General features: G+C 46.1%; 40 protein-coding genes and 1 tRNA gene. 7 read left to right on the forward strand and 34 right to left on the reverse strand.

Annotated features, from left to right (window positions below):
- Window positions 1–2: 2 nt before the first annotated feature.
- The 24 genes from ACZOWY_RS07725 to ACZOWY_RS07840 all read right to left on the reverse strand — a co-directional run bounded on the left by ACZOWY_RS07725 (window position 3) and on the right by ACZOWY_RS07840 (window position 15,472).
- Window positions 3–1,190, reverse strand: coding sequence for a phage major capsid protein (locus ACZOWY_RS07725; RefSeq protein WP_484394913.1), 1,188 nt, complete (start codon window positions 1,188–1,190; stop codon window positions 3–5).
- A gap of 1 nt (window position 1,191) precedes the next feature.
- Window positions 1,192–1,890 (reverse strand): head maturation protease, ClpP-related, encoded by a 699-nt coding sequence (locus tag ACZOWY_RS07730; RefSeq protein WP_484394915.1) that lies wholly within the window; start codon window positions 1,888–1,890, stop codon window positions 1,192–1,194.
- Window positions 1,883–3,106: a phage portal protein gene (locus ACZOWY_RS07735; RefSeq protein WP_484394917.1), complete on the reverse strand. Its 1,224-nt coding sequence runs from the start codon at window positions 3,104–3,106 to the stop codon at window positions 1,883–1,885. Before ACZOWY_RS07735 ends, ACZOWY_RS07730 begins: the two co-directional genes overlap by 8 nt.
- A complete protein-coding gene (locus tag ACZOWY_RS07740) occupies window positions 3,103–4,839 on the reverse strand; it encodes a terminase large subunit (RefSeq protein WP_484394919.1) in 1,737 nt (578 codons plus the stop codon). Before ACZOWY_RS07740 ends, ACZOWY_RS07735 begins: the two co-directional genes overlap by 4 nt.
- On the reverse strand, window positions 4,832–5,311 hold the full coding sequence (locus ACZOWY_RS07745; protein WP_484394921.1) for a phage terminase small subunit P27 family: 480 nt from the start codon (window positions 5,309–5,311) through the stop codon (window positions 4,832–4,834). The genes ACZOWY_RS07740 and ACZOWY_RS07745 overlap by 8 nt, the downstream gene beginning before the upstream one ends.
- A gap of 156 nt (window positions 5,312–5,467) precedes the next feature.
- Entirely contained in the window at window positions 5,468–5,719 is a 252-nt protein-coding gene (locus ACZOWY_RS07750) for an HNH endonuclease signature motif containing protein (protein ID WP_484394924.1), read from the reverse strand.
- 631 nt (window positions 5,720–6,350) lie between these two features.
- Window positions 6,351–7,301 carry a DUF4406 domain-containing protein gene (locus ACZOWY_RS07755; RefSeq protein WP_484394927.1) on the reverse strand — a complete coding sequence of 317 codons (951 nt, stop codon included), beginning with the start codon at window positions 7,299–7,301 and terminating at the stop codon, window positions 6,351–6,353.
- Window position 7,302: 1 nt separating this feature from the next.
- Window positions 7,303–8,268: a rolling circle replication-associated protein gene (locus ACZOWY_RS07760; protein ID WP_484394929.1), complete on the reverse strand. Its 966-nt coding sequence runs from the start codon at window positions 8,266–8,268 to the stop codon at window positions 7,303–7,305.
- Window positions 8,269–8,532: 264 nt separating this feature from the next.
- The gene (locus ACZOWY_RS07765) at window positions 8,533–9,099 is read right to left on the reverse strand and encodes a hypothetical protein (RefSeq protein WP_484394931.1); all 567 of its coding nucleotides are present in this window, start codon (window positions 9,097–9,099) and stop codon (window positions 8,533–8,535) included.
- Window positions 9,062–9,283: a hypothetical protein gene (locus ACZOWY_RS07770; RefSeq protein WP_484394934.1), complete on the reverse strand. Its 222-nt coding sequence runs from the start codon at window positions 9,281–9,283 to the stop codon at window positions 9,062–9,064. Before ACZOWY_RS07770 ends, ACZOWY_RS07765 begins: the two co-directional genes overlap by 38 nt.
- Window positions 9,280–9,579 (reverse strand): 3D domain-containing protein, encoded by a 300-nt coding sequence (locus ACZOWY_RS07775; RefSeq protein WP_484394938.1) that lies wholly within the window; start codon window positions 9,577–9,579, stop codon window positions 9,280–9,282. Before ACZOWY_RS07775 ends, ACZOWY_RS07770 begins: the two co-directional genes overlap by 4 nt.
- A complete protein-coding gene (locus tag ACZOWY_RS07780) occupies window positions 9,566–10,612 on the reverse strand; it encodes a DUF3102 domain-containing protein (protein WP_484394943.1) in 1,047 nt (348 codons plus the stop codon). The genes ACZOWY_RS07775 and ACZOWY_RS07780 overlap by 14 nt, the downstream gene beginning before the upstream one ends.
- Window positions 10,609–12,414, reverse strand: coding sequence for a PcfJ domain-containing protein (locus tag ACZOWY_RS07785; protein WP_484394947.1), 1,806 nt, complete (start codon window positions 12,412–12,414; stop codon window positions 10,609–10,611). Before ACZOWY_RS07785 ends, ACZOWY_RS07780 begins: the two co-directional genes overlap by 4 nt.
- 10 nt (window positions 12,415–12,424) lie before the next feature.
- Window positions 12,425–12,817 carry a hypothetical protein gene (locus ACZOWY_RS07790; RefSeq protein ID WP_484394951.1) on the reverse strand — a complete coding sequence of 131 codons (393 nt, stop codon included), beginning with the start codon at window positions 12,815–12,817 and terminating at the stop codon, window positions 12,425–12,427.
- Between the two features lie 17 nt (window positions 12,818–12,834).
- Window positions 12,835–13,110, reverse strand: a complete 276-nt coding sequence (locus ACZOWY_RS07795; protein WP_484394955.1) for a hypothetical protein — start codon at window positions 13,108–13,110, stop codon at window positions 12,835–12,837.
- Complete coding sequence (locus ACZOWY_RS07800; RefSeq protein WP_484394957.1) at window positions 13,107–13,406, reverse strand: hypothetical protein; 300 nt, start codon at window positions 13,404–13,406, stop codon at window positions 13,107–13,109. The genes ACZOWY_RS07795 and ACZOWY_RS07800 overlap by 4 nt, the downstream gene beginning before the upstream one ends.
- On the reverse strand, window positions 13,403–13,675 hold the full coding sequence (locus tag ACZOWY_RS07805) for a hypothetical protein (protein WP_484394960.1): 273 nt from the start codon (window positions 13,673–13,675) through the stop codon (window positions 13,403–13,405). Before ACZOWY_RS07805 ends, ACZOWY_RS07800 begins: the two co-directional genes overlap by 4 nt.
- Window positions 13,672–13,962: a hypothetical protein gene (locus ACZOWY_RS07810; protein ID WP_484394965.1), complete on the reverse strand. Its 291-nt coding sequence runs from the start codon at window positions 13,960–13,962 to the stop codon at window positions 13,672–13,674. Before ACZOWY_RS07810 ends, ACZOWY_RS07805 begins: the two co-directional genes overlap by 4 nt.
- An 8-nt stretch (window positions 13,963–13,970) precedes the next feature.
- Window positions 13,971–14,180 (reverse strand): Lar family restriction alleviation protein, encoded by a 210-nt coding sequence (locus ACZOWY_RS07815; protein WP_484394968.1) that lies wholly within the window; start codon window positions 14,178–14,180, stop codon window positions 13,971–13,973.
- 95 nt (window positions 14,181–14,275) lie between these two features.
- A complete protein-coding gene (gene yneA, locus ACZOWY_RS07820; RefSeq protein ID WP_484394970.1) occupies window positions 14,276–14,539 on the reverse strand; it encodes a cell division suppressor protein YneA in 264 nt (87 codons plus the stop codon).
- A complete protein-coding gene (locus tag ACZOWY_RS07825; protein ID WP_484394972.1) occupies window positions 14,536–14,856 on the reverse strand; it encodes a hypothetical protein in 321 nt (106 codons plus the stop codon). The genes yneA and ACZOWY_RS07825 overlap by 4 nt, the downstream gene beginning before the upstream one ends.
- Complete coding sequence (locus ACZOWY_RS07830; RefSeq protein WP_484394976.1) at window positions 14,853–14,981, reverse strand: hypothetical protein; 129 nt, start codon at window positions 14,979–14,981, stop codon at window positions 14,853–14,855. The genes ACZOWY_RS07825 and ACZOWY_RS07830 overlap by 4 nt, the downstream gene beginning before the upstream one ends.
- 5 nt (window positions 14,982–14,986) lie before the next feature.
- Window positions 14,987–15,316 carry an HU family DNA-binding protein gene (locus ACZOWY_RS07835; RefSeq protein ID WP_484394980.1) on the reverse strand — a complete coding sequence of 110 codons (330 nt, stop codon included), beginning with the start codon at window positions 15,314–15,316 and terminating at the stop codon, window positions 14,987–14,989.
- 12 nt (window positions 15,317–15,328) lie between these two features.
- Window positions 15,329–15,472, reverse strand: coding sequence for a hypothetical protein (locus ACZOWY_RS07840; RefSeq protein WP_484394985.1), 144 nt, complete (start codon window positions 15,470–15,472; stop codon window positions 15,329–15,331).
- A 108-nt stretch (window positions 15,473–15,580) separates the two neighbouring features.
- Between ACZOWY_RS07840 and ACZOWY_RS07845 the strand changes: the two genes are divergently transcribed.
- Window positions 15,581–16,354 carry a DUF4393 domain-containing protein gene (locus ACZOWY_RS07845; RefSeq protein WP_484394990.1) on the forward strand — a complete coding sequence of 258 codons (774 nt, stop codon included), beginning with the start codon at window positions 15,581–15,583 and terminating at the stop codon, window positions 16,352–16,354.
- 155 nt (window positions 16,355–16,509) lie between these two features.
- Here the strand turns inward: ACZOWY_RS07845 and ACZOWY_RS07850 are convergent, their stop codons facing one another.
- On the reverse strand, window positions 16,510–16,797 hold the full coding sequence (locus tag ACZOWY_RS07850) for a hypothetical protein (protein ID WP_484394994.1): 288 nt from the start codon (window positions 16,795–16,797) through the stop codon (window positions 16,510–16,512).
- Between the two features lie 18 nt (window positions 16,798–16,815).
- Window positions 16,816–16,995 (reverse strand): helix-turn-helix domain-containing protein, encoded by a 180-nt coding sequence (locus ACZOWY_RS07855; protein ID WP_484394999.1) that lies wholly within the window; start codon window positions 16,993–16,995, stop codon window positions 16,816–16,818.
- A 145-nt stretch (window positions 16,996–17,140) separates the two neighbouring features.
- Between ACZOWY_RS07855 and ACZOWY_RS07860 the strand changes: the two genes are divergently transcribed.
- The 3 genes from ACZOWY_RS07860 to ACZOWY_RS07870 all read left to right on the forward strand — a co-directional run bounded on the left by ACZOWY_RS07860 (window position 17,141) and on the right by ACZOWY_RS07870 (window position 18,381).
- The gene (locus ACZOWY_RS07860; RefSeq protein ID WP_484395004.1) at window positions 17,141–17,410 is read left to right on the forward strand and encodes a CRISPR-associated protein Cas2; all 270 of its coding nucleotides are present in this window, start codon (window positions 17,141–17,143) and stop codon (window positions 17,408–17,410) included.
- 20 nt (window positions 17,411–17,430) lie between these two features.
- Window positions 17,431–17,730 carry a hypothetical protein gene (locus ACZOWY_RS07865; RefSeq protein WP_484395008.1) on the forward strand — a complete coding sequence of 100 codons (300 nt, stop codon included), beginning with the start codon at window positions 17,431–17,433 and terminating at the stop codon, window positions 17,728–17,730.
- A 240-nt stretch (window positions 17,731–17,970) separates the two neighbouring features.
- The gene (locus ACZOWY_RS07870; protein WP_484395013.1) at window positions 17,971–18,381 is read left to right on the forward strand and encodes a DUF6173 family protein; all 411 of its coding nucleotides are present in this window, start codon (window positions 17,971–17,973) and stop codon (window positions 18,379–18,381) included.
- A 104-nt stretch (window positions 18,382–18,485) separates the two neighbouring features.
- Here ACZOWY_RS07870 and ACZOWY_RS07875 read toward each other — a convergent pair whose 3' ends face one another.
- Entirely contained in the window at window positions 18,486–18,722 is a 237-nt protein-coding gene (locus ACZOWY_RS07875) for a helix-turn-helix transcriptional regulator (RefSeq protein WP_484395018.1), read from the reverse strand.
- 146 nt (window positions 18,723–18,868) lie between these two features.
- On the opposite strand from ACZOWY_RS07875, the gene ACZOWY_RS07880 reads away from it, so the two are divergent.
- The gene (locus ACZOWY_RS07880; protein ID WP_484395022.1) at window positions 18,869–19,255 is read left to right on the forward strand and encodes a helix-turn-helix transcriptional regulator; all 387 of its coding nucleotides are present in this window, start codon (window positions 18,869–18,871) and stop codon (window positions 19,253–19,255) included.
- Between the two features lie 138 nt (window positions 19,256–19,393).
- Window positions 19,394–20,146, forward strand: a complete 753-nt coding sequence (locus tag ACZOWY_RS07885) for a Fic family protein (protein WP_484395027.1) — start codon at window positions 19,394–19,396, stop codon at window positions 20,144–20,146.
- A gap of 169 nt (window positions 20,147–20,315) precedes the next feature.
- Here the strand turns inward: ACZOWY_RS07885 and ACZOWY_RS07890 are convergent, their stop codons facing one another.
- From ACZOWY_RS07890 to ACZOWY_RS07900, 3 genes are read right to left on the reverse strand one after another with little or no spacing between them, the layout of a single operon-like run.
- A complete protein-coding gene (locus ACZOWY_RS07890) occupies window positions 20,316–20,771 on the reverse strand; it encodes a hypothetical protein (RefSeq protein WP_484395032.1) in 456 nt (151 codons plus the stop codon).
- A gap of 8 nt (window positions 20,772–20,779) precedes the next feature.
- Window positions 20,780–21,274 carry a hypothetical protein gene (locus ACZOWY_RS07895; RefSeq protein WP_484395034.1) on the reverse strand — a complete coding sequence of 165 codons (495 nt, stop codon included), beginning with the start codon at window positions 21,272–21,274 and terminating at the stop codon, window positions 20,780–20,782.
- A gap of 10 nt (window positions 21,275–21,284) precedes the next feature.
- Window positions 21,285–22,046, reverse strand: a complete 762-nt coding sequence (locus ACZOWY_RS07900; RefSeq protein ID WP_484395038.1) for a TIGR04255 family protein — start codon at window positions 22,044–22,046, stop codon at window positions 21,285–21,287.
- A 275-nt stretch (window positions 22,047–22,321) separates the two neighbouring features.
- On the opposite strand from ACZOWY_RS07900, the gene ACZOWY_RS07905 reads away from it, so the two are divergent.
- Window positions 22,322–23,851, forward strand: a complete 1,530-nt coding sequence (locus tag ACZOWY_RS07905) for a recombinase family protein (RefSeq protein ID WP_484395303.1) — start codon at window positions 22,322–22,324, stop codon at window positions 23,849–23,851.
- Here ACZOWY_RS07905 and ACZOWY_RS07910 read toward each other — a convergent pair.
- The 4 genes from ACZOWY_RS07910 to ACZOWY_RS07925 form a co-directional block, all read right to left on the reverse strand.
- Window positions 23,804–23,890 (reverse strand) — tRNA-Leu (locus tag ACZOWY_RS07910). The genes ACZOWY_RS07905 and ACZOWY_RS07910 overlap by 48 nt on opposite strands.
- Before the next feature lie 62 nt (window positions 23,891–23,952).
- Window positions 23,953–24,468 (reverse strand): hypothetical protein, encoded by a 516-nt coding sequence (locus ACZOWY_RS07915; RefSeq protein ID WP_484395042.1) that lies wholly within the window; start codon window positions 24,466–24,468, stop codon window positions 23,953–23,955.
- The gene (locus ACZOWY_RS07920) at window positions 24,465–25,328 is read right to left on the reverse strand and encodes an aminotransferase class IV (RefSeq protein WP_484395046.1); all 864 of its coding nucleotides are present in this window, start codon (window positions 25,326–25,328) and stop codon (window positions 24,465–24,467) included. The genes ACZOWY_RS07915 and ACZOWY_RS07920 overlap by 4 nt, the downstream gene beginning before the upstream one ends.
- A gap of 84 nt (window positions 25,329–25,412) precedes the next feature.
- Window positions 25,413–25,922 (reverse strand): PaaI family thioesterase, encoded by a 510-nt coding sequence (locus ACZOWY_RS07925; RefSeq protein WP_484395051.1) that lies wholly within the window; start codon window positions 25,920–25,922, stop codon window positions 25,413–25,415.
- Window positions 25,923–25,936: the final 14 nt, after the last annotated feature.

The following is a 25,936-nucleotide window of genomic DNA, read 5'->3' on the forward strand; positions in this document are numbered from 1 at the left end:
TATCAGCCTTCGCCGCCTTCTCCATTTCCTTCACCTTCGTCGGTTGTTACAGAGGAAACCAGCAAAGTCAGTTTGCGAAGAGCTTTCGCGTTTTTCTTGGCCACATCAAAGCGCTCAATCGCACGTACCTTGCTTGCGTTCATCTCAAAGCCGGCTTCTGTGGAAACAGCAACCAGCAGGCCCTGACGATCCACGAATTTGATAAAATCTTTCAGGGAGCCAACATAGAACGGGATGCCCGTCGTTTCATCGTCCGGCAAGGTTTCATTGTCGATAACAACAACTTCTTTACCGCGGAAACGGTATACACCCGGTTCGGATGCGTGCTCGGACAACAGGGGCCGGTCATTCTTATCTTTCAGCTGGTCCAGGTAATCCCAGCCGCTCTGATTGGTATAAATCTTCGCGCGTTTAGCAACATTCCGGGGCAGTTTGGTATTAATAACCGTTTTAATACCGGTGTAATCGGTGATGGCTTCCGTGGTCGCGGTATCCATAACATCAATAATCTTGTCATTTTCCGTATCGACCGCATCCATGGCGAATTCTTCAGCAATGATGCCGATCAGGTCAACATCCACATCATCCAGAAGTTCATTTGCTACAGGGATGATCTCACCGTAGTTCTTGCAATCATAGGTGATCTGCCCGAAATCACGGTCGGATTCCTGGATGTTGTTCAGCTCGTCATAATTGGTCAGCTTATGATTGCTGTGCGCCCTGGTCGGAATGGAACCGCTGCGGTATTTGGTCGCATAAACATCGCAATCGTTTTTCAGTCGGACCTGGTCGTCCATAAATGTTTCAATTGTAGCCGCGCTTTCTTTCGGAAGCAGATAACCGCCTTTGGCCGGAGTTGCGCCAACCTGACCCGGAGTGCCTGCGGTATCGCGCAGCTTTTCGTACTTCACCAGTTTTTTCTCTTCATCGGTCAGCTGGATGCCGCGCAGTGCTTTGTTCAAAGCTGCAACCGGACTGGCTTTTGCTGTAGGAACAATCGGGTTACCGGCAAAATTATCCTTTTCCAGCTTTTCAAGAGCAACAGCTGCATTGTAAGAAGCTGTTGCCGTGTCCAGTTCCTTCTTGGCTGCGTTGATTGCATCAGCAGTCACGCCATCCTTCCCCAGCAAATCCACTAACGCTTTCTGTTTTGCCTGCATAATCTGTTTCAGTTCAATAGATTTTCTCATTTTAGCTCACCTCATAACTTTCTCTTAATGACTTGGCAATCTCTGCCATGTTGATTTTCAAGGCGTTTCCCGCCCGGTTCACTTTCAAACATTCAGGGGCGTTTGCAAAACTCGTTACCTGCGCCACTGCTTCCAGTCGCTTTTCAGCCAGTTCCACCGTCTTAAACAGTTCTGCGCACTGTTCCGCCGAAAGCCAGCTTTCCTGTTTCATCAAATCCCGGACGCGTTCCTCGGTCACGCCTTCCGCTGCCGCTTCCATATAGGTCTTGACAATGGAATCTGTGATATTTTCCAAAAATGCAATCGCTTCCTGTAAATCATCTACGTTCCCGCTTGCATTTACCTGCGGCCTGTGGATCATCAGGTATGTGTTCGCCGGCATGATGACTTTATCGCACGCCAACGCAATGACAGATGCAATACTGGCCGCCCAGGAATCTACATGAGCGATAATCGGCGCGTCATGGCGCTGCAGCATGTTGGCAATAGCCCACCCTGCTGTTACCAGTCCTCCATCAGACGCAATATACACATCCAGCGGTTTTTCCTTCAGCTCTTCCAGTTGATTTTTAATATTTTCCGGCCAGACAAACGCTTGGCCAAGACCGCACTGTTTTAACCATTCGCCATCGAAATTGTCTACAACATCGCCGTAAATCCAAATTTCACCATGGTCAGCAGTGTTTACAATCTTAATCATTCTCCGTTTCACCTCCTTCCTCGTTTCCCAGCGTTTTCCCGCCTGGCGTCGTAATCAATTTATCTCCGCCCGGATATGGGGGAAGATCTACCTTCGCCCGTGCCTCATTCGGTGTGTAAATAGACCCCTGCACATATTTGGCCAGCATATTGGCCTGCTGCAACGGGTCCACACGCAAAAGCACGTTCGTATTGAATTTAATCCGGATATTATCCTTGATTTCATCTTCCCGGAGCAGCTTTCGTGTCAGTTCGAGCTCATAACCTCTTACAATCGGCAACAGTGTGTTTGTCAGGAAACTCAGCTGCTGGGCCGTGCTGTTCGCATAACTGGATTTGCTGTAATCATTCAGGAAGTTTGGCTGGATACCAAACGCTGCCGCAATCTGCAACGCGGAATATTTCCTCGTTTCCAGGAATTGGCTGTCCTGCAGATTCAGGTTCAAAGGCTGTATATCCCACCCTACCGGTATCGGGAGAATGCGGTCGTTCCGGTTTGCTGTTATCTCTTTCATCCGATCCAGCATTTTCTTCCTGGCCGGGCCTGTCAAATCGCCCACGTACTTCAGCACCGCATTGGCCGTCATGCCCTTCTGGTACAAATCATTCTGAAACGCCTGCGCCGCTTTATCACCGGAAAAATACGAATACAGGATCTCCCGGACCGCTTTGCCGACAATCCCAGTATCGTCGGTAATCCACGATTTGAAATGCAGCACGTCCTTCGGGTCAAATAAATACTCCTGCCCGCCAGTCACATCATGGTAACGGTAATAAAATGGGCGTTCCGTAAAATCACCGGTGTTGTTGACCCATATCGTCACATAATGCGGATCCATCCTGTGAATCCCTGCCAGTTCGCCAGTCTTCCCGTTCCACTCACAAAACGCATAGGCATTGCCGTAATGATTCCGCTCAAACTCCATCATGGTCCAGAACTCGCCGGCAGTCTGGCGATCGTTCGGTGCGATTTCAAGCTTCAACGACGTCTTGTTTTTTACGCGCCGGTAATCCTTATCCCGGATATAACAGGGCAGTTTCCCCATACTTTCCGCCAGTGTTTTCATGCAGATAAAGTAAGCGATCACCGAAATGTCTGGCCCGTTCCCCTGGTAAATTTTCCCGAAAAACTCATTGATACTGGCCAGGCTTAATGTGATACCGTCACTTTCGTTTTTGTTTTTCAATTTTCCGCGTATCAAATCCAATAGTTTCATTTTTCCTCACTTCCAATGGCGCCCAGCCACTCATCCACCGCGTCATCCGCGCTGGTTGCGGCCTCATCCTTCAACGTAAACCAGATTTTCCATGCATCTATTAATGCATCTATCGGGTCAATCCGGTTATCCTGGGTCATTTTGTCAATTTTAATTTCCCCGAAGCTGTTCGGTTCCGATATGATCGCATTCACAACGCTCCACGTCAGCAGAGAATTCTTTTCGTCATACAGCACCTGCCCTGCCTCTACCGACAACCTGAAATCTTTCGTAGCGTCATTCAGACTCCGTGCCGACTGTTTCACCTCGGTCAGGTCGCAATCCAGCACCGTTTCCAGATCTGACAGGAACGCACTGGCATTGTGAGAATCGTAGCCACATCCAATTATCTTCAGCTGCTGGCTTTTGATTACCTGCCGGAGATCCGCAATGATAGCCTTGTAATCCGTCTTAATCCCATACATTCCGGATGTTAGCGTAATCAATCCCGCACGGCTCCATTCGCCATACGGTGCTTCGTCCGTACGCATGTGTTCTGCCAATCGCAATTCCGGCATATAGGATTTGCTCCATAAGTAGACATTGCCATCTTCCAATGGGAACAGCAGAACGATGGATGTCAGGTCGCCACCTGACGAAAGGTCAATTCCCAAATAACACTCCCGGCCAAGCATATCATTCAGCGTCATCTCGCTGGCGCAATTCCGCCACGCTGCCAGATCCACCAATGCCCCGCCTGTATAGGTTACCCACCGGTCCAGCGATTTCGTCTCAAAATTAACTAAATCATTACCGCCCTTTTCCTTGGCATCAATAGCCTTTTCAGCCATTCTGGCCAGCCTTTCCGTATCAACTTCTGTATCATCTTTCCACAGGTTCAACGGATTTGCCTTGACCCAGTTGTGCGGGTTCCATATGTCATCATCCTTGTCCATTTCCGCTATGTAGATAAACAGGGATTCTTTTCTTATCGTATCTTCCAGCACCTTCAAACAAAATTGATACTGCTGGTAACACGGTCCGTTCAGGTTAAACCCTGCCGTCGTTATCGCCATTGTCAATGCACTGTCAACAGTTATCTGGCCGTCCAGCATCAGCTTATACATCTGGTCAGTCGCATGGGCGTGATATTCATCGACTATGGCCAATATACTGCGAAAGCCATCTGCCGATTTTGTATCACGGCCGATGGCTTTGATTTCTGTTCCTGTAATCTTGCTGATTATCAGGTTGTTATATTCTTTTATGCTGTACAGTTCTTCCAGTTCCTTGTCGGCCCGGATAAATTTTTCAATTTCCTGCCAAACTATTTTTGCTTGGTCCGATTTGGTCGCCGCACACATGATGCGGCCTTCGTAGTATCCCGAAAACGTTGCGAAGTCGTTCCCGATTTCACCGGCCAAAAACGACTTCCCATTTTGCCGGCCCATCTGGATATAAGCCTCGCGGAACCGCCTTTCTTTCGAACGTCTTTTCCGCCAACCAAAGAGGCTGCCCAAAATGAAATCCTGAAATCCTCTCGTTTTTAACGCCTGTTTCTTCTGGCCTTCGCCAATTGTCAGTTTATTGGCAATATCGATATGGTATTCCGCTTCTTCCACGTCAAAAATAAACTGGAAATCTTTTCTTTCCATATCGCGCAGATGCCTCTGACACGCCAGAATCTCCGACCGGCCGGCAATACGTTTTCCGGAAACAACCAGTTTCGCATATGCAGTAGTTCTATCACGCATCTCTGATCAGCGCCAGGAATTTATTTTTCTTATCCTCACCCTTGGCCGGAACGATTAACCGCAGCCGGTCCGTCGTAGCCATTCCCAGCTTGGTCGATGCTTTCATAATCCGGTCGACGTAATGGCTTTGGGCCTGAAGCTTCGGATTTACTTTGTCATACGTGCTGCTTCTGCTTTCTACCGTAACCGTATCGCCTTCCCTGGCCAGTTGCTTTGAAAGTTTCGTATAGTGATAATATGCATCTGCATAAATTGCCAGCAACGATAAATCTAAATTATCCAGCAATCCAATTTCTGCTGTTTCCTGAACAACACGTTCGAATTCCATTCTTGCTTCTTTTCGCAGCCAGGCAGGCGCTTTCAGTTGGTCTCTCGCCAAGCCTAACTTTTTTTCGTTTTCACGTTTTTTTGCAATTTCTGATTTCGTATTATGCCGTTTTTGCAAATCAATGACTTTTGGCGGTCTTCCCATAACTTTTTTCACCTGCCTTTACAAAATCCATATAATAAAGTTGTTCAACTTTTAAAAAGTGTAACTTCAATCACTTTTTTTGGGAGTTTTTGCGGAAATTTAGAGGGCGCGCGGTCTTATATTTAGCGGCCAAAACTTTTTGAAGGTGGGGGGATGTCACTTTTCAATCACACTAAACAGGGCTTTTTGAAGCGTTTCTTTCTCTTTTTCGCCTTTCTGGTACGTGTCATGGATCCGCTTGTGACTTTTGCGGCTCACATAGATCAGGTTCCCAGGATCCAGTCTCCTGTCCGGCCCATCTTCCAGCGGAATGATGTGATGGACCATTTCGCCTTTCACAATCTTTTTGTTTATGGCCAGCTCATATTGATCCAATCCATGATCCCGTTCTTTAATCATCGATGCCATCTTCACCCATGCCCTGCTTTTGTAAAATCCGGTTGCGACCTCGTCTCTTCTAAACTCATCATACTCTTTGTGACGTTGTTTTGCTCTCGGACAGATTTCACCAACCTTGTGCACCCGACCACATATATTACAAGTTCGTGTTAACATCGGCTTCCCATCCAGTCAGTTGCAATAAAAAAGGACATCAGAGCTTTCACTCGGTGTCCTTTGGGTTTATTCACTTTGTAGTCTCATTCAGAAATTATAAACTATTTTGCACAATGCTAGTACGGCAAACAGAAACCCTATTACTATCGGTACTGCTCCGAATTCAATTCCCAACGCATGAATCAATACCGCAAGAAAAGCATATACCATAACTAATCGGATAAGCTGTTTATTCTGTTTGCAGAATGAGTATGCAGCATACAAACACAATATTGTCAGTGCTGCTTTCCCGAACATTGCTAACATCCTGCTCACTTCCTTCCCTTTTCAGTGTAATTATATCACATTCTCAAAGAAAAAACGCCGAACTATTTGTGACATATTTCGGCGCTTTCCGGAAAGGAAGAGATGTATGGTAGTTCTCTCTTGCATAACCTAGCACCTATACTATATCACACATCGTTGTTAAATTTTGTGTACACTTTTACAGTTTTGCTATTTCGTCCACAAATAATTCCCTCAGCTTGTTGATGCCCCAGCTATGGAACCGACGTACATATGCCGGATCATAATTCATTTTCATTGCTATCTTTTCAAACCGCATTCCGTTTATGTAACACATGCTCAGCACCTGGCGTTCCCGATAGTCCTGAAGCACATCAATCCAGAACTGTACCTTCTTCCGTTCCGCCTCCAGCTGCTTCGTGTGCTCTACGATTTCGCGCTCCAGCTGCTGAATATTCTCAATGACCGCTTCCGTGTAATCGCTCCCACCACCGCCATGCACTTCACGGTACTGCACTGTGATTCTTTTTCGCCTGGTGTCCAGTTTCTCTATTTCGTCACAGGCCGCATCAATCTGCAGCAGGCAATCCTGATATGACCGTAAAACCTGTTTTACTTTATCGTTCTTCTTCTGCCGTTCTGTCTTTGGAGGATTCACCGTCCGGCTCCATTCCTCCAACAGGCTGCCTGCTATCCTGATGCTGTCTCGTATAGTCTTAATCGTTTCGGCCAATCCTTTTCTTGCCTTCTTCTCCGTTTTGGGAATGGACCGCCCTTTGTTACAGGCGTCCTGGCAATCGCAATAATAGAAATACTGCTCCAACGTAAAGACCCAATATTCCTTTTTGTTCCACTGTGCCCGCTTTGCCTCTCTGGCTGTGCCGGTGCTTTTATCATAGCCCGACAAAAAACATAGTGCATTGCTTATACCGATTTGGGCGTAACAGGTCGGGAAGTAATCATCATACGGCAAACCTTCCGGCATGTAGGCCGGGTTGATGGCAATCATGCCGGCAGCAAATAAATCACGTTCCGCTTCTGCAAAATTGTCTTTGTAATCTTCCACGCCGCTTATCGGCCCGGAAATATAAACGACGCCTGACTTGATTGCCTTCTTCATGTCTGCGATGGTTTTAACAACTTTAATCATTTCACCACAACACCCCCTGTATTCCGTTAATCTTATATTCCGGAACATGCGGAACCAGCCAACGGTCCACCGCGTCCGTCATTGCCTTTTCCTTTGCCTCGAATATGGCCATGGTCTTTTGCCATAACGACTTTCGCATCAGCTGCAGCTTGATGTACCACTGGCCCGTCACATCGTTGTACTCCCGTTTCGTATCCATGATCACAAACCCGCGATGATGCTTTTTCACAAACTTGCCCAGCTCTATGTTGGCCGATTCAAAACTGGTACCGCCAAACAGCGACATCTGTTCAAACTGTTTTGCGCTGCATACGTTATCCGCTTTGGACGTTCCGGGAAGAACCAAACCGGTTGATTGTTTCCACCGTTTTTTCCCGGACGGATTTTTTGTTAAATATTTTGAAATGCGCGTCATAAAATCCGGACCCGTTACCTGGATCCGTTTCACGTTGGCCCAGCCGATCATCTCCCGTTCCTGATGAAAGGGACGAATCTGTTTAGACCAAAGCCCTTCCACCAAATCCCGGGGAAGGCAATTCTGTAAAATCATGTGATGATGCACACGGCCTTTCGTCTTTCCACTCTCGGTCACGTAAATATATTTCAGATTATCCACGCCGCGTTTCTTCGCTTCCTTTCGCAGATCTTTGATATATTTTCTGATTTGGATTTCTGCAGCCTCTTCCGACTCCGGTAAAAATTTATCTGCATAGCTGAGTGAAATAAAATAATCGTTCTCGGAAAAGTTTCCCTTCACCAGTAAATCAAAATACATTTTGCTCTTTTTGTCGTTCAGGATTTTCTTGGCCGGCGTGGTGAGTTTTTCTTTTCCTTCCCTGGTCTTTGCAATTTTTATCGGCTCATCATCAAAAAGGCTGTACTGAAAAATAAAAACGTTTCGGTAATCTGCATTTTTAATATCCCGGTTACTGTAGAACGTCCGCTGCCGCACATTGATATTTTTCATTACAACATTTCCTTTCAGGGTTCCGACTTTTTAACACTCACTTTCAAGTGCAAAGCGGTCTTTACCGCCTTTGGTTTTTTCAAATTTTCAGCAGAAGCCGGGAACGGGCTGCGCCTTCCGTATTTCACTTCTTACGTTTTTCGCTGCCTGTGATAGAGCATCCCCGGCTCCTGCCTGCCGCACTATTAATTTATATAGAAGAAAAGTTATCCGTACTTCTTCCGGATACGTTCTTTTCTTCCCTCAAGCTTTTCCAGCCTCTTTCTATCCTTGAGCTCCTTCTTGCGCATTGCCTTCCTTGCCATCCTTCCCATCTCGGTTCTCCTCCATCCCCGGCAACGTCCCCTGGGCACGCTGCCCCATGGCATACGCCAACCCCTGGTCTTTCATCCGTCCCAGCAGCTGCTCCAGTTCCTTGTCTGCCCAATAATCTTCCCGCAGCGTTTCCTCTTTGTCGTTCTCGTCACGGTGGAACGGCACCCGCACCACCGGCAGTCCCATGCTGACATTTACGCCTGGCTTCTGATGGTACAACAGGTGCATGCTGACAAAATATGCCACATCCTTAATCTCTGCCGGATGCCGCCATTTCAGTTTGATGATTGCTACATTATTTAAAGGATCCTTCACGTCGAAGTTCAGATCGTCCAACTTCATCTTCAGGTAATCCCGCCACACCTTTACGCCCAAATCCCGCATAACCTGATAAAATTCCGGTACCGGCGCTTCACTGCTGCGGAAGCTGTTATAATCCTCATTCTCTTCTCCGCTTAACCAGGATACTGTCAGGGAGTTATTGTTGAGGCCGTACGCTATCTGTTTTAAAATCATGGTCGCACTCCTTGATTTCCTCCACGCTCTCTATCGAGAATTCATCCTTGGTGAAGTCGCGCATCACCAGGCTGTTGTTTACGATGGCCCTTGCCTTGTCCGCGTCCGCTGCCTGGATCTCATACACGCTCACCGCCGGCTTCTTAAAATATAAATGCTTCACTGCTACTCTGTACGTTTTCATTCCGGCACCTCCACTTTACACCGCAGCCACTGCCGCCCAAATTCCCAGCATTCCGCTTCTGTGTTCATAAATATGTCCAGCCTGTCCCGGTATCCACCGCCGAACCGGTCCGTGACGGTCAGGATCCGTCCGTCAGGTAATGTTACCCTGCTCCCAAACGGTAGATGATCTGCCGCTGCCATCCCGACTGCCGGCCATGCTCCGGAGGCTGTCCTGTTTCCTGTGTGGCAATAGGCGCTACAGTTCAGTGTCTGCCATACCACAGCAAACATTACAATTATATTAGCTTTCTTCATCCAGAACCTCCGTAAACCGTTTCAACAGCGCCCTGACCGCAGCTTCCCTTTTTGCCTTCGCCGCTTCGTCCCGGATGCAGGCCATGGCATCCATCAGATCAGAAAAGTTGTTCTGCACTGTCTGATACAAAATCTTGAACCGGGCCGTCTCTTCATCACCTGCCATCCGTTCTGCTCCCAGCTTCTCTGCCTTGGCCAGCTGCTCCTTCAGCCTTGCAATTTCCGCCGCGTCCGACACAGTTACATCCGGACGTTCTTCGGCTTTGGCCAGTTCCGCTTTCAGGCGTTCAATCTCCGCGAGCTGGTCTTCTTTATTTTTCTCTGCCGATTCCATCAGCGCATCGTGCCGTTCCTTCTCCATCTTCAGCTTTTTCTCGGCAAGTTCTATATCTTTTTGCAACTTTGTTCTCTTGTTTTCTTCTTCTCTAATGTAAGAATCTATAACTTTTTCCCTGCTCTTTATTGCTTCGTCCAGCTCTTCCCTTGCTTTATCCCGTTCTTTTACAGCTTCGTCCCTTGCTTTAATCGCTTCCTGCAGTTCTCGGGTGCTCATGTCTTCCACATGATTTTCTTTCACGAACTCTTCCCGCTCTTCTTCTGGTACTGCCAGCAATGCCAAAGCCTTGGAATATGTCAAATTCGTAAACGTTTCCGATTTTGCGGACGCACCCCATAGCTCGCCCTGAGCAGCTCCGTACTGTTCATAAATCTTCATCAGCTTATTTGCTGTGCTCTGTTTGTAATCAACGTTCTGTTCCAGCCAGGTTCCCCATTCCCCGTGTGGAACCATCTCTTTTGCCTCACAGAGACGCTTTCCTATTTCAATGCTGTTGTTCAGCACCAGCTTACGTGTCTGATCCTTAATCTGCCTGATTTCCGCTGCCACAATTTCCGGAGTCCGTTCCGCAATCTGCCTGATCTCCGCTGCCACAATCTCCGGTGTCCGTTCCGTAAATTCCGCTTCCACGGCATTCAGTTCTGCCTCCGCCATCAATGCAGCTTTATCTGTCTTTGAAATATCCATTACACTCATGCCGTCTTCCTCACTTTCCCTTCCTTACCCTTGGCGTTCACCTGTTCCATGAACCGCTTCACTATTTTCTTTACTTCTGCCGGCGGATCCGCATTCATGTTGCCCCGGATCTGAACCATGCGCCATCCTTCTTTCACACTGCCATTTACCTCCATGGTGTACAGCGGCTTGTCCGGTGCTCCGTTCTCCCTCACCAACAGGATAGTGGTTACGCCTTTCGCATGCCGTTCTGCATACCCGCCCACACAATGGTGCAACGCCTTGCCTTCTGCAATCAGCTCTTTTGTACTCTCTGCCGGTCGGATAAAATATTTCTTTCCCTTCCAGCAGAAAATCTTATTACGCACTGCCAGCGTGGCCTTCAGCCTTTCTTCCAGTTCCTTGCTTTCCCTGTACTTAATCTGTTTGATAATATTGGCGTGCCTGTGCTTCAAGTCTTTGGGAAGGCTGTTAGACTTGTCCCGCAAGTCCAACCCTACCTTTTCAGCATCCCGGATGTAATCCAGCCAGTCCCCCATGGCGTGACCAATGCCACCTTCTTTCTGGCAATACCCCAACACTTTCATCCCGTGAAGACCGATTCTCTCCGCTGTGATGACCATGCTTTCAAACTGACCGTATCCTTCCCTGGCTATGTTTCTGGCCATCCCTACCGTTATTTGCTGGTACCGGTGTTCCCTGGCGAGCGCCAAAACGGAAAGTTCTTCTTCATTAATACGGCTTGCCTTGTCACGAATCCGCCTGTTATACTCCATCACGTTTTTCAGGTCCTGCTTCGTGAACCGTTTCACCGCGCTTTTTAATGTCTTCGCTCCCCAGCAGATGGCGCCCCCGCAGCCTTCGCCTCTTAAATGATCCATCACGATATTGTCCATGCCGCTCTTTATCAGCACTTCTATCCACGGATGCAGGCTGTACAGATCCATCAGCCTCACCGTGTGCAGCGGGTAGCTTTCCCTGTACTCGTATGATTGGTAATTCCTGATATAACCATTCTCGCCTTTGAACAGGTAATAATATGGCGTTTCCTTTATGGCAGCCTTCAGACTGCCAATATTCATACGGTAATGGCCTTTAATGTAATCGGTCCACATCTCGTTTGACTGGCGCACGGCCCGGTCTATAATGTTTTTGACAAAAAATTTCTTTCTTCCAGCCTCTATACACTTCCAGCCTGTTTTCTTATCATATTCGTAATGCCTAAGTGGCCTGCTATCCTGCCGTACCGTCTTGTGGCCCATCCGGAACAGGTATCGTTCCGCTTCCCTGTATGTGTCCTGCACAACAGGTTCATCGCCATTTCCATAATTACGTTCAATCTCGATACGCCGCATCACTACCGCTGCCGGATCCACTTTAGACTTTGCCCAAACGCTGATACTGACGGTACCGTCCAGCTGGCCCATGTTCATGCGCCATCGGTGATATACGTTAAACCTGAAGCCACATTCCGGGCAGACGGCAAGCTTCCGCTCTTCGATGGCTTCCCTTCGTTTCTTCTCTGCCCGTTCCATTTCTATTAACTCTTCTGTTAGTCCCCAGGCGCCATGGCAACAACGATTGTTATAGCGCCTCCGTTCCGCTGCCTGTATTGATTTTGGCGACCCGGTATGAATCGTATCCCCCGGTATCTTCACCCACTTTTTACAATGTGTACAATAAGCTTTTTCCTTATCTTCCTTATCCGTAACAATCAGACAATCGAAACCTTCTTTTAAAAGCGTTTCCCTGCCGAAAGCTTTGATTTCCGGTGTAAATGTATCCGAAAAGTGACTGGAAAATTCTTTGTTAGTCATCTCCATAACGGCCACCTCACAGAAAATCGTCCAGATTCAGATACGTTTTCTTCCGTTTCGCTGCCGGCTCTTCCGGCTTGCCAACCTTCCGGACTTCCGGCTTCATCACAACTTCATAGCCTTCGATCTTCAGTTTTTTAATAACCTTTTCAAAGGCCACATTATCCGGAATCCCGCCGCCGTTCTTTTTCGCTTCATCCTTAATCACTTCCAGAGAAAACTGCAGAACATCTTTTTTCGCAGTTATCTTTTCGGCCAGTTCCGGATTCGCTGTCACCATATCAATTAAAAATTCGTGGATTCTGCAGTAATTGGCATCCTTTAGATGCTTTTCCTGTTCCTTATTCAGCTGGTCAATCGCCAGCTGGGCATTCCGCTGCCCGGTTATATCAATAACGTCATTCCCCATAATCGATTATCTCCTTTTCATCCTCCGTAAAGTCTTACCGCGCCCACAGTTGAGTAAAAGCTTTTTCTTCTGTTTAGCGTTCTTGCGCGTTTTAACAGCAAATGTTGTAAATATTCCGTGCCATTTTTCATAAACAAGCTGTAAGAACCCACAAATACAAAGCCTCTCCCTTTTCCTCTAACGGCCTTTTCTTCCATCATGTAGAATCCTTTACCTGCGCTCTGTCTGAAATAGTGGCGAACAGATATCGAGCCAAAGAAGCTGTTCATCCGTGCACGTGCTCTTCCTATCACAGATAATTCCTCCCTATTATCCTGACGAACTCATACCGGGTGCCGCCCCTGCGCTCAAACTCCAGCTGGCACTCCCGCCGCAGCCACAGGTCCCGTTCACGGCACCGGTGCACGGCCCGTGGCCCCATCGTATGACAGTCCGCGCACAACGGCACCTTGAACCCGTAGCGTTCACTGGCCGCCCTGCAGGATCCCGGATAGATGTGATGCACATTGTCCGCTCTCTTCCCACACAGGTAACATTTATCCCAGTTGTCCGTTAAGATTGATTCTTTTCTTGTCTTCATCTTTTTCATTTCAGTTCCCAGAACCGGGGCGCCGTGCCCAGTTCGTTTTTCCCGATATTGATCTTGCATTCGCAGTTCCGGCGTTCCGGATCTTCCAACCGGAACACGCAATGTTCACAGCCGTTCCCCTGCTGGCTGCAGTACGCCTTCAATGTCCTGGCCATCTCTTCTGCAATGGTGTCCAACAGCTGCGCCCGGCTCACCGGGTCTTCCACATCGTTCCGCATCTGGACCAGGTTCACGATGGTGTCCAGCCTGGTATGCTTTTTTGCTGTCATTTCTTCCTCCGGTACTCATCCGCATGGGGACAGGTCGCAAAGTGCGATTCAAACGCTGCGATGCTGTCCACGCCATCATAAAAAAGGCTTTCCTCTTTTTTCTTCCGGGCACGGATTGCTTCCCCGTCCAACGTCACATAGGTATGACCACCCTTGTCCAGTCCGATGCATGGCGTCACCACCACCGGCTTTGGGTTCACCGGCATCCATTTCCCCGACCGCTTCATCCGGATGTAACGGATGGGCGCCCCGCATTTCCCGCATTTTACTATCTCCTGGTATGCCATATGCTGTATTACCCTCCGTTCCATTCCTCCACGGCCTCTTCCACCGTCCTGCGCGATCTGGTCCGATGCCCGCAGTCCAGGCAGATGATATGCGCGTCCAGCGCCCGGTTCTTTTTGTAATCCCTGTGGTCACTGCCATACGCATAGTTCCAGCTGCCACATTTTGGGCACGGCCTGCGCCTTTCGCTATCGTAATAACAAATATATCCGCTTCCCATTTTTATCCCTTCGTGGTAAAATATGGGTGTGAAACATGACCTCCGCAAGGCATATATTCACACCCGAAGCCTCCGGCGCCCTACCGCCGTGGGCTTTATTTTTTTGCCCTGGTCCACAGCGGGATGATCAGCCGGTCCCCGGGCCGGATATATTTGCCAGCAAGGTTGTTCCGGTCGCCTATCATCCACACGAATTCATTGAACGGCTTCGCCTGGCAATCCGCGTATTTCTCCGCAATGGCCCACACCGTGTCACCAGTCTGTACCGTGTATGTGATATTAGTCACTTCCCCTTCCGGATTCATGCTCATAAAACACATACAAAGCGCCATAGCTGTCACTGCCAAAAACGTTTTCATGCCGTCTCCCTCACTTTCTTTGCCTTAATCCCTGCCTGTTTTAACACCAGCCGTACCATCTCCCGGCTGCAGCCAATCCGGGCCGCAATCTGCTGATTTGTCAGTTCAGGAGCTTCCTTGTGCATCTGCAGGATATCTTTTGCCCTTCCCTGCCCTTGCTTTCTTCGATTATCTCCGCCGTAGCCCATTCCACATATAACGTGCAGCGCCCATTCAACGGACATATCTCCGTATACACACGCAGCCAAAGCAATCCAGCCATCGTTGATGATGATTCCGGAAGGATTGTAGTTCCCAAAAACACGCAGTATCTTCATGGCCCTGCCTCTATCACATAATCCATAACCTTAATCGCAAATTTGATGTAGCCGTATGCCAGCGCAAGGCCCATCACTACTGCAGCCGCATCACTCTGCAGAGCCGCCTTGAGTTTGTTTGTCATCGCCATCACTTCCGTTTCGGTTTTGTCGCCTTTTTCACTGCCGCCTTCGTAACCTTTTTCGGCTTGTTCAGTAAATCTTTAAACGCCTTCCCTGCCTTAAACGCCGGTGTTTTCTTGTCCGGAACGAAAGCGGATTCCCCGGTCTGCGGATTCCGCACGCTGCGCCCTGCCCGGAAACGCGGCTCGAAAGTCCCGAAACCAATCAGCTGCACCTTGTCACCGGCAGCCACTGCCTTTTCAATCGTCGTCAGGATCCCGCCCAGGGCTTTGAAAATATCCGTCTGGGTCAACCCACATTCCTTCGCCGCTGCAGCAATCAGTTCTGTTTTGTTCATACCGTTTTCCTCCTATGCTGTTTTTTCTTCCGGAACCTTTCCGGATAAAATATATTCCACCAACAGGTCGCTCCAGAATTCCACTTGCATGTCTGTCAACCTGCCGGGCGGATCCCTGACTTCACCGGTCTCCCGGTCAATAATGATGTCTTCCATTTCTTACCCCGCATTTCCGTTCACACTAATTTCATTTTTCATATACTTCCCAAATGCTATAATTTATGTACCGGTCCCACCGGAATAAATTGAAAGGTAGTTCTGAAAATGGATCCTGTTACTATTACGTCTACTATCGCTATCTCTGCAGCAACATCTTTGGTAACTAAAGGTGCAGACGCACCTGCCAACACATTAAATCTTTTATGGCAGGCCACTATAGGCCGTATTGATCCTTATCTAGAGAAAAGTATTAAAGAACATAGACAAAATGTTTTAAAGTATGCGGAAGAAATTAATCAAGAAGTTAATGCTATTCCTCCAGATAAAATCAACCAATCTCCTGACATCGGCGTATTGGGTCCCGCGCTTGAAGCTTCAAAATATTACGTTGAGGACGAAGTCGTCCGAAAAATGTTTGTTAAGCTCATCGGCGCTGAACTGGACTTACGTAAATCTCATAAAATCCATCATTCTTTTGTTGACATTATTCGTCAAATGAATTCAAATGACGCAAGACTTTTACCCCTGCTTCCAGGAATTGGACCACTGGCCGAAATCAAACTATTTGTTAAAAACCAAACCAAATATATGCGAATAGGACCACAAAATATTTTATTTATCCCACCTACTGTCATAGATAATTTTGAAAATAATGCTGTTTCGCTTAATAATCTGGATCGTTTAGGATTAATTGAACTTGACCACTTATGTTCATTACAAGACCAATTGATTTATGAACCATACAAAAATCTTTCGTATTATCAACAGGCTTTGAAAATGCTTTCGAATAATTCAAACCTTTTTGGCGAAGTCAAAATCAGCAAAGGATCTTTCACAATTACTTCTTACGGCGAACTATTTAAATCGATTTGCCTTTAAGTCACTAATCTTTTCCCACAAAAACACGGCCATTTTTAGTGTCAAATATCCTGCAACTGTCACATTTATGAAGATAAGCACTACTGATTGCAAAAGTATCAAATAAAAATTATCCATTTTCTCCCCCTGCCCCGGTTCTCTGCCGGGGTTTTCTTTTACTCTGCCTTCCCCAATACCCTGTCCAGCTTTGCCTGCGCCATGGCGTTTATCTCCCCGGCACTCAAATTCGCCATCAAAACCGCCTGGGTCACCATCACGATCACGTCCACAATCTCCTCTTTAAAATTATCGGAAGGCGCCGTGGCCGTGGTTCCGTTCCGGAGCATCTTGCATGTGGCTTTCTGCAACTCGCTGCATTCCTCTATGACCATCAGCATCTGTGGCCGGTACCCGTACCGGTTTAATATCCGCCGGCATTTCTCTGTGTTTTCCTGATTCAGCATTTTGTTTCCCTGCCTTTCCTACCAAACCACTTCCTGAATTGTCGCGCCCAACGCCTTTGCAATTTTCCGCAGATTACTCAGCTTTACATCTCCTCCTTTTTCAATTTTCGTAATCGTTACATAGTCCAATCCGGATAACTTTGCCAGCCGGTATCTTGAAATTCCTTTATCCTTTCTAATCTGTTCGATTTTATTCACTACTGTTCGCCTCCTTGTGTTATAAACGTATTTGACTATTTGACTAAACACAATATATATGATAGTATTGTTAATATAATGATGAACGGTTATTCGCCATTTTCGTTCATCCTCTTATAATTTGGACAGAAAGGAGGAACTTGCCATGTCAAATGCAAAAATTGTTTGTTATGACCTTTGCCAACCAGGAAGAGATTATTCCAGACTCATTTCCCGTATCCAGCAATACCGTAACGTTTGCAAATTAACAGAATCCTGCTGGATTATCTCGGCAACAGCTAACTGCGAACAGCTTCGAGACGATTTGCGAAACTATGTCGACACAAACGACAGAATTTTTGTTGCTGCTCTTACAGGCGCAGCCGCTTGGCGGAACATGCTGAGTCAAAGCGAAACTATCAAACAACTTCTTTAAACGGACTGGAGGTGTTTTCTATGTACGAAGTTGGTATGACAGTTGATGAATTAACAGAAGAAGCAATATCTATTTTTAAACAGATTGGAAAAGACCCTGGACTTGCAGAGAGACTGTCCAAGACTATTCCACCTATCTCAAACGAAAAACTTGCAGAAGCTTCACAACATGGTGTTGACCCTGATGTTGTTCAAGCCATTCACGTTGCAACTTGCTTACAGCAGAACTTATTTACTGCTTTAGCTGTCAGATTGATTGAAGCAAATAACAAGAAGATTAATGAACAGATTCAAGAAATGATTTCAAAACATGGCTTTTGACCGATGATGTCGCATCAAATACAGTTTTTATGATCGTTTCCTTTAATGCTCGAGCCTGATGGCTATCATTTGAGATTTTTGCTGAAATATCAACTGTGAAATCCTTCCGGTCTTCTGTTCCAGCAGAAGGCCGGTTTTTCTTTTTCCATTTATTCATTCTCTTACCCTGCCTTTCCCAATATCTTGTTTTTTTCTCCCACTGCCGTGATATAATTTATCTGCAGAAAGGAGTTGATTTTTATGCCTAAAGACCATTTGTCCGGACCTTCATTCGCATTACCGTCTTTTCATCTGCCGGATTACGAAGCTCTGAGCAAGGCTTCTATTAAGTTTCCTTCCCAAGCGGAAATTATGTTTGAAAACATTGTGGAACGCATTCAAAAGTTTGAAGCTTCGCTCCCTAATGAACTGCAGGCGGCCGGCAATATTGTGAACGGACCTGGCGTCACATTCCTTATCAACAAAGTAGCTTACATGGAACCTAACATCATTCTGTTCTCTGGGCTTCTCCCTGACGGTGCATCCGTTGAACTCGTCCAGCACATAAGTCAGCTAAATCTTCTACTGACAGCGTTACCACGTAAGGATGACATCTCGAAGCCCCGCCGGAAGATTGGCTTCCAGCCAGTAGACCAATCAGAGAACTCATGACTTTTGATAAGTCAATTAACTCTTGCACGTTTGCGTGATATGACATCTGCTGAATCAGTTCTATCTGTTTCAGCAGTTTTTCTTTCACTTTCTCGTCCATTCCCTTACCCTACCTTTCCGTTGCGCCCTTTAACTTCGTGTTTCTCGAAGTTTACGGGTAAAAAAATTTCATCGATCGGCTTATTATAATGCCGCGCAATGGTAAACATTTCTCCCTGTTTGAATTGCGTAATGCCCTTTTCTTTATTCTGATATGTACGAACATCAACACCAATCAGGCTTGCAACGTACTTTTGGCTTTCACCAGCTGCCCTTCTAATTGACTCTAAAGGTTGTGCCATCTTGATTCCTCCTTTCTCTTTTTTATTCATGATACTCGAAGTTTATTTTCTTGTCAACATTTATTTTCGTGTTTTACGAAATTTTCTTCTTGACTATGATGTTTTTTTCGTGTATCTTAGAATTAACAAGAAAAGGAAGTGGCGTCATGTATAGAAATGATATTGATGTTCGAGCATATACATCCAAAAAAATTAGAGAATATCGGAAACTAATGGGCTGGACGCAAAAAGACCTCGGTGATAGAGTTGGTGTTAAATTTAACACTATATCAGGATGGGAAAACGGAGTTTCGGAACCATTGCAAGATCAACTTTTTATAATGGCTTCATTATTTGGAATTAGCATTAACGATTTATTCCCTCCCACTGTTGTTTCCGTTACTTTAAACGATTCTGAAAAAGACCTTATCACTGATTTCAGAAAACTAAACCCAGCTGGCCAAACAGCAGCCGCTGCCACAGTAAAAGGATTTACCCAAATGGAACAGTACAGAAAAGATACAGAAAAGGTACAGACAGCAGACGCTGGATAAGGGTGTACAGCCGGAACGGTATCCCCTGCTGATTGCCCGTAAATGGCTCTACTACCGTGGCTGGATCCGTTCGGCTTTGCGGCAAGTTACCGGCAAATAAAAAGCCGCTCCGGAGAGCGGCGGGAAGGAAGTTTAATTATGAAAGTATTACTTAATGCCATAGACATGCTGGCGGCCGTTGTAAAATCACTGCGCCCGCTGAATGATACCGAACTGAAACGCCTCCGGGAGGAATTCGTCATCGAGGCCACTTATAATTCCAATGCTATCGAGGGCAACACCCTCACCCTACGCGAGACGGCCCTCATCCTGCAGGAAGGCATCACCATCGCGGCCAAACCGCTGCGTGATCATCTCGACGTGATCGGGTACCGGGACGCATTCTATTATATCCTTGACCTTGCAAAAAAGGATACGCCGCTGACGGAATCTGTCATTAAAAACATCCATTCCCTTGTACTGATGCGCGACGCGGAGAACAAAGGGCGCTATCGCAGCGTGCCGGTCCGTATCATGGGTGCTGCCCATACCCCGCCTCAGCCGTATCTGGTTCCCGTAGCCATGGAACAGCTGATAGAAAACTATGCAACGTGGCAGAAGGAGCAGCATATCCTGGAGGCCATCGCACGGATGCACCTGGAGTTTGAAACGATCCATCCGTTCATCGACGGCAACGGCCGCACCGGACGCCTGCTTCTGGAACTGGAGCTGGTGAAGCACGGCCTGCTCCCCATCGACATCAAGTTCCATGACCGCTCCGCGTATTATGACTGCTTCGATTCCTATCGCAACAGTAACGGTAATCCAGAGGCGATGACCCGCCTGATCGCAACTTATGAGCAGTTGGAGCTGGAACGGTATATTGCTATTATCCGGGGCAAGAAAGAGTAAAATTCCCAAACGTTTGGGAATATAAAAAAAGACCGCCCGGCTCCTACCCCGGACGGTCGAGCAAACACCCACCTATACGCTAATACGGGAGCAGTCTGCCTGTTTATTATAACAGTTATTTTGAAATTTAAAAAGCCTCCCGGGCGGGAGGCTGAAGAATTGAAAACCACTACTTGCAATTTGGATTTTCAATTACAGGTTCAGCAATTAAAGATAAGCCATACATCAATTTCTTTCTTGTTTCTTTAGGTGCCGTATCTTTTACAAGCAAATTACCATGATATGGATTTTCCTTTAATCTATTTCTCTCATAGTCAAACTCTTCTGAGTCAATAAATTGTTTAAATAGTTGTTTCACCAAAGCCAAATCTATTTTAACAGCACCAGCTTGAAAATGAATTTTTCCATTCTCTCTTTTTTGATTAAAAAGCAACTCAATGGAATTATCATCATCATTCCAGTTAATAGACAATTCCCGATAGCCATCAGAACGTAGAACATCAAATTGGAACGCATCTGATTTGACAGTCTTCATATTACCACTATCCATATCCGGGCTATCGTAAACAAAGTCTTTACTTGAAATTCCACGGTAAAAATCTGAAGGATATTTTTCTTCTTCCATTTCACACCTTAATTGGCAAAAACAAAAGCAATAATACTATCAATTACTTCAGGATAGTTATTTTCACTCAATTGACCCGTCGATGTGCTAAAACCCTTTGCAGCATTTTTAGAAATTATGCCGTAAAAAGATTTTGAAATGTCCTTTTCAATGTCTAAGTAAATTCTATAATTAACATAATCCCAATGAATTGTTAATGCCTTATCTTCCTCAACAACCAAATAAAGCTTAGGCAATACTTTTGTAATTCCGGTTTCTATAAATCGCCGTTTCAAATTTTTATCCATGTATCCTAAACAATCAAACGCAAACTGTTTTTGCCTGCTGCTCACAGAGATAATCTTTTTAAAATCAATATTTTGAAAAATATCATAAGCCTCAGGTAAAACCATGAATCTATCGTCTCGATTATCCTCTTCAACAATATTATTGTCGTCATCCACGATTTCCGTTATGACGTTCTCACAGTTTTTATGTTCGCTATAATGATAATTTTCAAACATATAAATCCCTCTATTTCATTGCTTCCTTTGTTGTGTCAGTTATCAACGAATCAAAAATATCCCACGAGTATCTATGCAACTTTTGAATCACATCTTCATAATCATTAATTTGTGATTGCTTGATTTTAATCACATCACAATCAATAAAAAACATGTTCTCAGATTGATTAATTATTTTTCCCAAATATGCATTGATTCTTGCCAACACTTCTTTGTTATCCAAATAAAACTCTGCTTGCGATTTACTTAGCCGGATATTCTTTTCTTCCTGATCAGACAATATCCCGAGCCAATTACTGTTAACCAAATCATTCCAGCCTTTGTTTTCTGACTTCAGTTTTTGTTTTGACAATCCATCAATATATCGCAAACCTATGCGCTCAAAAAAGGCCGGTTTATATAATTTAATAAATTCGTCAATCGGCTTTTTCAAATGCTGGACAAAATCATCCCAGCTAACATACCTACGTGTTGATACCGAGATTGAAGAATTCGTTAAATCAATTTTATATGTTTCATCACTGGAAATAAAGCTATATACTTTAGTTTGCTGGCTTTGAATAGCAGGAGGCATCATTCCATTAATCGGATTAATATTTAACATAACTGTATTTTCGCTTGTAATCCCTGAACGAAACGAAGGATAATCTTCTCTGATTGCCTCCTGAAATTTGTCAGGTACTTCTGTTCCTATAATCAGAATCGTTGGGAAGCGTAATTGCAATACAACTTCCAAGAGTGGATTATTTGAATATATAATACGATTCTCCATATTATTCCCCTGCCTTTATGTCAGTAACTGTTTATGTGCTTCCTTTTAGTTTTGTTTCATTCAATTTGTTCTAATTATATTTTATCATTTATTTCACAGATTTTCCAGTCGCTACATATTGTTGTAAATAACATTACAGAACGTTTGAGAGCACTATTATTATATAAATTCAACCGCCCGGCTCCTACCCCGGACGGTCGCGCAAACACCCAATCATACGCTAATACGAGAGTAGTCTGCCCTTTTATTATAACAAGGTATCGGAGGTTTTTCAAATGAAACGTGCCGTTATTTATGCCCGGTTCTCCAGCGAGAACCAGCATCAGGAATCTATCGAAGCGCAGGTGGCAGAATGCACCGCGTACTGCCAGCACCGGAATTACATTGTCGTGAAGACATACGTGGATGAAGCGCTCTCCGGAACGGAATCCACAAAACGGAAAAGCTACAATGCCATGCTGGCTGATGCCCGCAAGGGTATCTTTGATGTGGTTATCTTCCACAAGATCGACCGCAACGCCCGGAACGAAATTGATTATTACCGTTTCAAACAGCAGATTATTTTACTGGGCCTGACTTATGAATACGCTGCCCAGCCTATCAATTCCACACCGGAAGGCCAGTTCATGGAAGCCGTCATGGTTGGCCAGGCTGCATTCTATTCCCGGAACCTGTCCAAAGAAATGAAGGCAAAGCTGAAACCCTACGCTGCCCAGAGCCAGTTCCTGGGTGGCACTCCCCCGTACGGTTATAAGATTGTGGATAAACAATATGTCATTAATGAGGACGAAGCGCCGGCCATCCGCCTGATCTTCCGGGAATTTCTTGCCGGCAGAAGTTATGTTCAGATTCTGGACCAGCTGGCCGCGGCCAATTATCATACCCGCAGCGGACGTTTATTTGGTAAAAATTCCCTGCATGATATTTTGCGAAATCAAAAATACTGCGGTACCTATATGTACAACCGCGTGGCCAAACGTCCCAACGGCAGCCGCAACAACCACGCTGCCCCGTCAGAAAATACGATTATCAATCGGGGCGCCATCCCTGCCATTGTGTCCGAAAAGGATTTTGCCATGGTGCAGCAACGCCTGGATTTTAACAAACGTGCCCCCGGACAATACAGAGCCAAACACGATTATTTATTGTCCGGATTGCTGCGCTGTGGAGAATGCAGCAGTTCCTATATCGGCCGGGCCACTCATTCCAATTCAAAGATTTATTATTACTATATGTGTGCAGACACACAGTTCCATGGCAGCCAGAAATGTAATAATCCAAAACTAAAAGCGCAACCGACAGAAGATACTATCATCTCCGCGCTGTTGGATTTTTTCCCAGAAGAGGATCTTGACCGGATCTTCGCTGCCGCTGCCAATAAATTACAAAACCTTCCCGGCACAGACGACAAATTAAAATTCCTGCAAAATAAAAAAGCCGGGCTTACCACCCGGATGAATAATCTGTACGACGTCATAGAACAGGGCACAGCAGACGAATTTGATTTGGAACGACTAACTACACTCAAAAAAGATTTGCGGCGCTGTATGGAAGAAATAAACGCCATAGCGGCCGTTCCCAAACCGAAGTATTCTCTCCATGAAATGAAAACTGCCTGGGAGGAAATGATCTTAACACTAAAAAATAAAACCGACTTCACATTAACAAAGTCGGTTCTCCAGCGTATCATTCATTCCATTACCGTAACAAAAACAGAATTGATTCTGAAATTGTCAGATGGATTTTTGCCGGTTTGCTGGTGCCGCTGGCCGGAGTCGAACCGGCACGCCCGCAAAGGCGCTTGATTTTGAGTCAAGTGCGTCTGCCAATTCCGCCACAGCGGCACATAAAAACGGAACAAAACTATATTATCATTGCTGTTTCAGTTTGTCAATGGGTTTTTCATTCACACGATTCCGCTCTCCCGCAGCCGTTTCCATAAAAATGCAGCGGCAATAACGCCCAGCAACGCCGTCGTCCACTGGGGAATCCCCATGGAAATCTGTAACAGGTACTTTGCCTGCTGCGGCAGCCGGAATAAATTACACACGATGCCGGTACAGGACCACAGCGTCACTGCTTTCAACAACGGTGCGAAAACATAATGTTTCCACCTCTTTCTTTGCTGTACTACAAGGCAGAATACCAGATTTCCCAAAAACACGACCGCCACCATCGGCAATAACGGCAAATGCCCCTGAAGAAAAGCAAAAACCGGAAGGAGCAAACCAATCATTCCGGCATACAGAATACCGCTCCCCCACACCGCAAAGCACAGACAGAGATTTACTACCGTCCCAATCAGCAGCATGGACACGATGGGCGGCAACGGTATGAGAACCCGCAGCGCCTGCATAATGGCTGCAACAGCCAGACACAGCGCAGCCCTTACCAATGCACGGTTATGCTGCGAATCAGTCATTTTGTCTGTTCCCGGATATAATCTTCAAAAGCAGCCTGCAACTGCATGGTTACTTTTCCCGGCTTTCCATCTGCAATCGGTCTCCGGTCAATCTTGGCAACCGGCATGATCTCGCAGCGATTACCGCACAGAAATGCCTCTTCTGCCTCCAGGGCAAAATCTTTGGTAAAAGCTTTTTCGATTACCTGCAGATCCAGTGTCGCCGCCAGTTTCTCTTTCACCAGCTGCCGTGTCACGTTTTGATGGACGCTCCCAAGCTTCATGGGATACGTCCACAACAATTCATCTTTTACGACCATAAACGCAGCCTCAGTAGCTTCCGTTATTTTTTCATCCCGCACAAATAACGCGTCATAGCATTTCCCAATACGGGCTTTGTTCTTTGCCAAAATTTCCGGCAGACGGTTCAACGTGTTCAACTCGCATTTGACAGCCCGTTCGTCCGGCACCGTCATCAGATTCACACCGGTCTTCCTCTGTTCTGCCAGCGCATCCCGGTTCAGCGGCACAGCCTGCATGATCAGCTCCGGTTCACACTGTTCCGGGAAATCCAGATCATAGGGCCCGATTCCACGGGTCACCTGGGTATAGAGCAGACCGTCAGTTATTTCAGCCGCCTCAATCATCCGGCTTGTAAATTCAACCATTTCTTCTACCATATAGAAACCGGGAACCTTAATCTGTATTAAAGCGTTCAACAGGTTTTCCATATGCATTTCCGCATGCAGGGCTTTCCCGTTATAAACCGGGATCATCTCATACACGCCGTCTCCGAACTGATGTCCCCTGTTAAACGGATGTATATTGATTTCTTCAGCATCTACAATATCGTTGTTAATTAAAATAAGATTGGTTTTCATGTGTTCCTCCAAATTATATTTTGTGATGTAAATCGCTTCCACCATATATACTTGCCGCAAAATGCAGCATCAAACCGCGTCAACTCACCAGGACCGTGGAATCCCTTCAATTTTATCTACATTCACCATGGATGCCATCATCGTTGCAAGCAAACGGTTTTTGTCGTCATACATCTCGCCTACAATAACCATCGTGCTCCGACCGTGATGCTTAATGTTGCTGATCATCCGCACCGTACCATCCATACTTACATTGCTGATGAAATCCATGGCAAAGCTTGCTGTCACCACCGCTTCCCCAACAGAAGCTCCGGTTACCCCCAGCACAGAATCTGCCAGCGCGGTCAGTACGCCGCCATGAGTCACATTTCGGTGATTGGCATGCTTATTATGCTCAATATGCAGACTTACCTGGGCTCCTCCACAATAAATCTCATCAATATTAATGTGGAAGAAATCAGACATAAAGCAGTTATGCTTATAAATCTCCCGGATGCGTGCCGGTATGTCCAGAAAATAACCTGTCTCCGGGTCCCTCGGCAGATTTGACGGCGGGAATCCCGGTTTGCTTTGCGTTTGTTCCTGTTCTTTCATCAACTTACTCTCCT

Source organism: Succiniclasticum sp. (assembly GCF_056977735.1).